This is a genomic window from Nonomuraea insulae (assembly GCF_042656245.1).
On record NZ_JBHSPA010000095.1, the window covers coordinates 36,292 to 44,922 of the forward strand.

The 8,631-nt window shown below is 66.1% G+C and carries 5 protein-coding genes; 4 read left to right on the top strand and 1 reads right to left on the bottom strand.

The window, feature by feature from the left end; translation table 11 throughout:
* Positions 1–7 precede the first annotated feature (7 nt).
* Both ACFPZ3_RS58170 and ACFPZ3_RS58175 read left to right on the top strand, forming a co-directional pair.
* Positions 8–1,150 (top strand): 5'-methylthioadenosine/S-adenosylhomocysteine nucleosidase family protein, encoded by a 1,143-nt coding sequence (locus tag ACFPZ3_RS58170; RefSeq protein WP_379523057.1) that lies wholly within the window; start codon positions 8–10, stop codon positions 1,148–1,150.
* Positions 1,147–3,144: a hypothetical protein gene (locus tag ACFPZ3_RS58175; protein ID WP_379523058.1), complete on the top strand. Its 1,998-nt coding sequence runs from the start codon at positions 1,147–1,149 to the stop codon at positions 3,142–3,144. The genes ACFPZ3_RS58170 and ACFPZ3_RS58175 overlap by 4 nt, the downstream gene beginning before the upstream one ends.
* 231 nt (positions 3,145–3,375) lie before the next feature.
* Here the strand turns inward: ACFPZ3_RS58175 and ACFPZ3_RS58180 are convergent, their stop codons facing one another.
* Positions 3,376–4,308: an HNH endonuclease gene (locus tag ACFPZ3_RS58180; protein WP_379523059.1), complete on the bottom strand. Its 933-nt coding sequence runs from the start codon at positions 4,306–4,308 to the stop codon at positions 3,376–3,378.
* A gap of 584 nt (positions 4,309–4,892) precedes the next feature.
* On the opposite strand from ACFPZ3_RS58180, the gene ACFPZ3_RS58185 reads away from it, so the two are divergent.
* Both ACFPZ3_RS58185 and ACFPZ3_RS58190 read left to right on the top strand, forming a co-directional pair.
* A complete protein-coding gene (locus ACFPZ3_RS58185; protein ID WP_379523060.1) occupies positions 4,893–7,298 on the top strand; it encodes an HD-GYP domain-containing protein in 2,406 nt (801 codons plus the stop codon).
* Between the two features lie 627 nt (positions 7,299–7,925).
* On the top strand, positions 7,926–8,537 hold the full coding sequence (locus ACFPZ3_RS58190; RefSeq protein WP_379523061.1) for a DUF2637 domain-containing protein: 612 nt from the start codon (positions 7,926–7,928) through the stop codon (positions 8,535–8,537).
* Positions 8,538–8,631: the final 94 nt, after the last annotated feature.

Here is an 8,631-nt window from a genome sequence, read left to right on the forward strand (position 1 = left end):
GATGGTCGTGATCGTGATTCTTACCGCGCTGGATCTGGAGTATCAGGCCGTACGCAGGCATCTGACCGACCTGCGCGTGCACCGCCACACTGCCGGCACCCGCTTCGAGCTGGGTTGCATCGCCGGCGACGGGCACCGGGTGGCCCTGGGGCTGGTCGGCAAGGGCAACCATCCTTCGGCGGTGATCGCCGAGCGGGCGATCGCCGAGTTCTCGCCGTCGGCGCTGCTGTTCGTGGGAGTGGCCGGGGCCCTGTGGTCCGGCATCGGCCTGGGCGACGTGGTGGTGGCCACGCACGTGTACGCCTACCACGGCGGCACGAGCGAGGATGACGGCCTCAAAGCCCGCCCGCGCGTCTGGGAGATCGACCACGAGTCCGACCAGATCGCCCGCCACCTCTACCGCACTGAAACCTGGACCCGACGCCTGCCTGCTGGCGCGGCCGTGCCCGCGCTGCGCTTCGGCCCGATCGCGGCCGGTGAGGTCGTCCAGGACTCCGCGATCTCCGCGCACGCCCAGTGGGTGCGCCAGACCTACAACGACGCGCTCGCGATCGAGATGGAGTCGGCCGGCGTGGCACAGGCAGCCCATCACAACCGGTCGCTGCCCATGGCCGTGGTGCGAGGCATCAGCGACCACGCCGACGGCAACAAGACCGCGACCGATGGCCTGAACTGGCAGCCGAAGGCGGCGGCCAACGCCGCCGCCTTCGCCATGGCCCTCGCCCATGAACTGACCGTGGAGCACGAGAACCGTCCGGCGAGCAAGGCGAAAGAGGCGAACAGCATGTCCGACAGCGTGAAGAACGTCGCCCGCGACAACGCTCGGGTGGGCGTGCAGGCGGGGCACATCTACGGCGACGTCACCATCGGCCATTCTTCTCAGAACCAGGTAGCGGACCCGGTCGCCCAGCTTGCCGAGCTGCGCGACCGGCTTGCCAGGGCGCGCAAGGCTCAGGAGGTGGACGAGGACACGTTCACTGCGGCGGAGGGTGAGATCGCCGTCGCCGCCGAGTCGTTGTCCGAGAGCACCGAGGCGGGCAGGAGCAAGGCGGTGATCGCGCTCAAGAAGCTCCGCGGGCTCCTGGCGGACGTGGCGGAGCTGGCGGCGCACGTGTCGGCCGTCATCGCGGCCATACGGAGCGTTCTGTGAACGATTCCCCCTCCGGTCCGACCAACCTCGCCACGGATTCGGCGAACGTTGCCGTCCAGGCGGAGGCCATCCACGGACCTGTCAACGTCTACCAGGTCGCAGCCGCCCCTTCGCCCGAGAAGACCTTCGAGGCGGGGCTCAATTCCTTGCGCGCGGGAATGGCTCCGGAGGCGCGCAAGCACATTCGTGACGCCGTGGTCCTGCGCAACTACGTCAACGGCCACTCGTGCTTCTACCTGCTGCTGGCCCTGCTCAGCGGACGCACCCTGCAACAGGTGCCGCCGAACGAGATCGACATGTTGCGCTGTGTGCGCGGTGCCGTCAAGGACGACGACGAATGGGCCGACGCGATCAAGCTGGTCGACCACCTCCTGACGTCCCGTCCTCAGGAGAGCGGGGTTGTCGGCCTGGAGCAGGAGTTCCAGAAACTGACCGACGAGCAGCGCAACGACGTCCTCCAGCACATGGAGATGTTCCTGGACAGCTCCGCCGAGGACGCCCTCTGGGCACGCGCCTTCGACGCGGCCAGGAGCGACCGCTGCGCGAAGGACCGGCTGGGCCGGGCATGGAAGTTCTTCCAGCCTGATCCCATCGGCGCACGGGTACGACCGGCGGATCCTCTCCGCATCGGATTCGGCACCCGGACCGCCGCCACGGCGACTACCGCGCTGGCCCTGGCGAGCGTCGGCTTCATCGGCGCCACGGCATGGCAGTACAACGGGACGGCGGCGCTGTCCGCCCTGCTGGTACTCGCGGCCGCCTGCTACGCGAGCGTGCGCAGCGGCGTGGAGTGGCGCTACAAGAAGCAGCGACGCCAGGCGAGAGACCGCGAGTATCTGCGCAGGCCGGCTACCACCACGCGCGGCGATGGTTTCGCGAGCAAGATCGACCGGCAGTTCAACCACTATTTCGCGCTGTACACTCCACGCGGCGCGGACAAGGACGACTGGCTTTCGGAGACGGCAGGTGTCCGTCGTGCCCTGCGCGACGAGGTGGCCACCATCTACCGGGAGAGCACGGTCAACGCCAAGCGAGTTGCCTGGCTCACCAGATATTTGGTCGCCGACGTCGTGCGGCGCTGGCAGGCGGGCACGCTGTGGGACTACCGCAAGGAGTTGCGCGTCCCCTTCGTCCTCAAAGCGATATGCGTGCTCACCTCGATCACGGCGATCGCGGCAGGCGCCTTCCTGATCTGGAGCGGCGCGCACGTCAGGCTGTTGCTCGTGTCGCTGGCCGCGGTCGCAACCTTGGCCTCGGTCTGGTCCGCGGCTCGCCTCTGGTTGCGCATCGCCGTGGAGTACAGGCGGCACTCCGCAGACAAGGCGGAAAAGAAGAGCCTGCTGGCCGGCCGCCAGGCGGCTTTCGACCGATGGAAGAACAAGCTCGCAGACAGGCCGGACGATCTCGAAATGGCCCGCTGGCTGGAGTGCGACCGCAAGGCACTGATGGAGCAGGCGATGACCCTCTACCGGCTGAAAAGGCAGGACGTCCTCGCCCATGCCTTCATCGAGGCACCCGCCACGCCCTCCTACGCCAGGGCGCGCATCGAGAACGGGCCATGGCGGTATTCGAAATACAAGATCCTGCTTTTCCTGCTCACCAAGGACGGCGTGCGCCAGTTGACCCAGCACCTCGACTTCCAGAAGGCCACCACCCGCAGCCGGGCACGCACCAACTACCGCTACGACGCGTTCACCTCCGTCCAGGTCGCCGAGACCGACAGCGGAGAGAACGTCTTCGAGCTGACGCTGACCAACGGCGATCCGATCAAGGTCAAGGTGACCGATCCACCCACAGACGTCACCGAGACCGAGGACAAGGACCCGCAAGGCGCGTCCCAGCGGACTCTCAATACGGCCGGGCTCGGCAACGCTCTGCATGTCCTGGAGGGGATAGCCGCGGAGGGCAAGGAATGGATCGCCTTCGAACGCCAACGTGAGAAGCTTCCCCGCGCGGAGGTGAGCAAGGCCGTGAACGCCATTTTCACCAGATGAACCAAGCCGGATCGGTGACTTCCGATGCTCGCTCATTCTCCGGGCGCGAGCTGGGGGCTCGGCGGACTGTGGCCGAGTGGCCGATCTGCGCGACGTCGTCGGGTCATTGATCCGCCGCCTGCATTATGGTGGCGGATCTGTTGCTGTCGATCGTGTTGGCGACAGAGTGCACCTACAACCCCGCCAGCCCCCCACCTTCTAGTGGATCTGTTCTCAAGTGTTCCGTGCGGCCTATGTGCGTAAGAACACCTCGTCGAGATGCCACTCGAGGGTCTCGGGATGGGGTCGGTCTCGAGGCCGGTCCGGAACGTTGATTTCCTGCCCGGCCCGGCGGTAGAACTCCTCGCCGTTGCCGAACTCCTCGCGCAGTCTGGGGCTGACCACCAGTCGATGCTTGGGGTCGATCGCCAGGTAGCCCCGGTCGAGCAGTGTGTGGACGTCCGAGCGGAGAAGTAGTCCGTTGTCCAGGCGATGTTCGCCGCCGGCTGCGACTGGGCGGATGTGGGCCGCCTGCAGGACCGGTCGGATTCTGTCACCGCTGATCGCGCACCGGCGCTCGTATGCGTGCAGGACCACGGCCTGGAAGGCCTGCTGGCCGAGCCGCCGGGGGGCCAGTCGGGGATCGCCGTAGACCGGCCCGTCACGGTGCCACGGCTCGGACAGGTCGATGTTGACGCCGATGCCGATTCTGTGCAGCAGGTCATGGAAGTAGTCGGCGGCTGGGTGGCTTGCGAGGTCGTAGCTTTTGCCTTGCACGATGTTGGACGCGAAGTCCGGGGGCGGTCCGGCGATTCGATCACCGGGGAAGAAGAAGACGTCGCGGATGATGACGCAGCCGATGACCGGGTCCTCTCCAGGGTTCATCGATTGGCTGCGGTATTGCCCGACCTGGTGGCGCAACTCGCCGAGGCTTGATGAGCCGTTGCCCTGTCCGAAGAACTCCCAGGCTTCCGAGACACGAAGGGGTGCGAAGCCGCTGAAGAAGCCACCGCCGACTACGCGGTTGTGTGGGTGGTGGGTTTTGAAGAAGAACGGTTCGCCGTGGTCGAGCGCTCGGAATTCGCGGCTGCTGGAGGGTCGCCAGAAGTTGACCTCGGTGAGCGTTGGACGTGCAGAGAGGAACCGGTACCAACTTCCGTCAGTGACCCCGACGTACGCTTTCACGGATGCAATTGTGCACGTTTTTGATTACTCTTACCAGAGAGTTGATGGTTGATCCTCGTAGGGACATTTCTTCTCAAAAACAGTCCACAACCGGACCATTGCACGGGGACTCCTGCGGGCGGAATGCTGGCCGACGTTCGTGCTCATGGGCGCGGTGGTGCTGATAGGGGACGGACTCGCGCTCTGTCTGGCGTCGGACCTACGGGAGCAGTTGTTACACGGGCCGCAATAGGTGCCGCCTTCGTCCTCCCCGTGAGCCGCGTGTCGGCGTGCGCTTTTGCGGTTGATAAGGGTAATGGCCAGATCGAGGGCGGCGACAGCCAGTGGGATGAGGTCAACCAGAAGCTCCATCGGGTCCTCCGAGATATGCGTGGTTGCTCTCATGGTCAGCGCAGGACGGGGGTCCGGCATCGGATACGGAACATGCCGGAGGCGCGACAGCGCAGGGCGAACCGGGCGTGCAGGCTGGACGGCCACTGGGGCTGCACCGACGATGGGGGTAGAACCGGTCCGGTGCCGTCCGAGTCAGTGGCTGAAGGACTCTGCGGCTGGGTGGGATTTCAGGATGGGGAGGAGCGTCACTGGTGCACGTTGAGATGCCCGACCCCAGTCAGGTACACACCATCCCCGAGCTGATCTCCGCGCTACGTGCCTTACGGGCGGATCGCTCGTACGCCGACCTCGACAAGGCAGCCAACCCCGGCAACCGGCCGAAGGAAGGGTTACCGAGTTCGACGCTGTCGGATCTGCTCAACAAGGGCAGGGCCAGCCGGGAGACGCTGGAGGTGTTCCTGCGTGCCTGCGCGGTTCCCCGCGAGCAGTGGAGGGCGTGGCAAGGAGCCCGGGAACGCGCGCTCACCGCCGATGCCCCTGGCGCTGCCGGCCTGATCCGGGTGACACAGGCCGACCCACGGCTGCTGGGTGTGCATGCTGCGATCGACGCTCCAGGCGCGACCGGCGACCTTCCCGCCTACATCCTTCGCGACACCGATACCACCCCGCGTGGAGTTCGGGATCTGCTGGCGAAGGCCGCGGACCAAGGCGGCATGGTGCTGCTGGTCGGTGAGTCATCGGTGGGTAAGTCCCGATGCGCGTACGAGGCGATCCGGGCGGCGTTACCGCACTGGTGGCTGCTCCATCCCGCAGATGCCGGGCAGGTCCGTCAGGCCGCCGAGCAGACGACCAGACGCTTGGTCGTATGGCTGGACGAGCTACAACGATACTTGGGCGGCTCGGCTGGCTTGAGCGCCGCCACCGTCCGCATCCTGCTGCAGTCAGGCGTAGTACTAGTCGCGACCATCTGGCCAGAGCGTTATACCGCCTACACAGCGATGCCGGGCCCAGGGCAGCCGGATCTGTACGCCGCTGAAAGGCAACTGCTCGATCTGGCTGACGTGGTTCACCTGCAGGGCTCCTTCAGCGCCGCGGAGCGCGAGCGCGCCGAAGCTGTGGCGACCTCTGGGGACCAGCGGATCGCCTTGGCCCTGCGATCCGGAGACTACGGACTCACCCAGATCATCGCCGCGGCTCCACAACTGGTGGGTCGGTGGCGCGGTGCGAATCCCTACGCCGCCGCGGTGCTGAACGCCGCCATCGACGCCACTCGCCTCGGCGTCGTGTCCCCGCTCAGCCCGGACCTGCTGCGTGCTGCAGCACCCGGGTATTGCGACGTCCGTCAGCGCGCCGCCGCCCCACCTGATTGGTTCGAGACCGCCCTCGCGTATGCCACCGGCACGTTGAACGGCGCCGCGGCCGCCCTCGCCCCGGTCGCCGGCTCCACCACCATGGGGCAGATCAACGGTTACCAAGTCGCCGATTACCTCCAGCAGCACGCCGGGCAGCACCGCCATCTGGTCGAGGTGCCGTGTACCTGCTGGCAGGCACTGGTCGACCATCTCACCGACCCTGGTGACCAGACTCGTGTCGGCCATGCCGCACAACATCGCCTCTTGTACCAGCATGCTCGAGATCTGTACCGTCACGCCATCCGCTCTGGTAGCGGGCAGGCGACTGGGCTCTTGGCCATGCTCCTGGTCGGACAGGGCCGAACAGCTGACGCGGTGGCGCTGTGGCGGGCCCGGGCCGATGCCGGTGAGGGCGCCGCGAGAACGACGCTGACCAGCCTTCTCGACGAACAGAACCGAGCAGAACGGGAGCTCGCACGCAGGCAGGCCGATGCTGACACCGGCGACAGAGCGGCCGCCGTACGGATGGCCGGTCTCCTGGTCGCACAAGGGCGCCCGCAGGACGTGCCCGCACTGTGGCGGACCCAGGTCGATGTCGGCCGCTTCGCCACCGCCCGGTCACCTGAGCGGCTCGGCGGCGAAGTGACCGCCGATGATCTGGGCGAAATGTTGATGACGGCACTGGAGATCAAGAGTCCCTACACGCGCCGGCACAGCGAACGCATCTCCCGACTGGCCGTCATGATCGGCGAAGGAATGGGAATGCGCCCTGACGCATTGGAGGCCGTACGCCTGGCTGGGCTGTTTCACGACATCGGCAAGCTCGCTGTCCCCGGCACTGTCCTCCACAAAGACGAGGCTCTTACCCAGGAGGAATACGCGCTGATCCAATCGCACACAAGCTGCGGCGTGAGCATCGTTGCAGGACTGGCGGAACTCTTCAACGACCTCCTGGAACCAGCCGCTCGAATCCTCCTCACCGAGGCTGCCCTGGAGGGCATTCTTCACCACCACGAGCGGTTCGACGGCCGCGGCTATCCCAGGGGCTTGGCGGGCAGGGAGATTCCGGAGAGCGCCCGGGTCGTCTCCGTGGCCGATGTGTTCGACGCCGTCGTCACTGGACGTGCTTACCGACCGGCGAGGAGCATCGAAGCGGCTCTCGAAATCATGAGCCAGGAATCGGGGGCGTCCTTCGATCCTGAGATGGTGGAGGCGTTCCTGACTGTCGCTGACAGCCGATACGACCAGCTTGAGTCGTTCTTCAGCGCCAGACCCGCCCGCGACGAACGTAAGAAACCGATGTGAGCGGTTGTCCCGTGCGCGCCGGTGATCACTCCAGTGCCCCATAGAGGCTGCCTGCTGAGTGATCGATCGCTGGCCGGCGTCCGGCCCGGCATGATCGGCCACGATGTAGGACGGGGTGGCTCGCGTACCCAGCGACGAACACGTCCTGTCGTCAGCCGGACCGCCCCTTGCGGTGCAGGTAGACCTCGCACCGCAAGCGGGAGCCACGCACGTATTTGGCACGACCAGCGGCTGAATTGGTCCGGTGCCGGGGGCGGTCCTCGCGGGCTACCGGACCCGTGAATGGTCCAGAATTATGGTGTGACCTGGGGAAACGCGGCCAAGATCATCCCACATATGTCCCCTGATCATGGTCTTATGGCTGCATGCGGACACTGTTGGTTGCCTGCCAAGGTTCACAAAGCAAAAGACCTGCGGCTGAGAAACCGCAGGTCAGGGGCTAGAAATGCCTATCTAGGTGAGTGCCCCCGGCGGGGCACGCACCAAATCTTCGCCGGTTCCACCTGCGGTTTCGTCTGGTCGTCTCGTCGTTGAGGCGCGCGTCGCGGTGGTCAAGGGTGGTGCGGGGCGATGAGGGTGCGTGTCGCGTGTGCCGATGTTTGGATTCGGCGGACTACTACGACGTCGGTGGTGTTGGTGGCGGGGATCGCTGCGGTGGTCTCGTATCAGCACATGCATGAGCTGGCGGTGCAGAACGGGGAGAGCTGGCTGGGGGCGACGTTGATCCCGCTGGCGGTGGACGGCATGATCGTGGCCTCGTCCATGTCGGTCCTGCATGCGAGCCGGTGCGGGCGCCGCGGGGGAGCGCTGCCGTGGATCCTGCTGGTTGTAGGGAGCTTGGCCAGCCTGGCCGCGAATGTGGCGGTCGCCGACCCGACCGTGATCGCCCGGGTGATCGCTGCTTGGCCATCGTTCGCGCTGATCGGTGCCTACGAGATGCTCATGGGTCAGATCCGGCAGAGCCGGGCTCCGCAGACGATGGATGATGCGGAGCCGGACGGGTCATCGAAGGCATCGCTTGTTCGTGAGGAGGGCCCGGGAGACAGGGCGCGTGAGCATGTTCAGGAACTGCATCGGTTGGCGTGGCGGTGGGCTCAGGACAACTGCCGGCCGGATGGCCGCCTGCCGTCTGGTAAGGCCATAGCGGCGCAGTTTTCTCGTAGCGATCGATGGGGTCGTTGGATCAAGCGGGCGGGATGTGCTGGCCGCTTGGAACCATCAACTTGTGACGAGTCATAAGGACGACGGGCGCGTCACAGAGGTGGTACGGGCCTGTCCGTGGCCATGTAAAAGTCCCCGCAGGTGGCCAATTCGAGGTCGCCACGGATGGCCG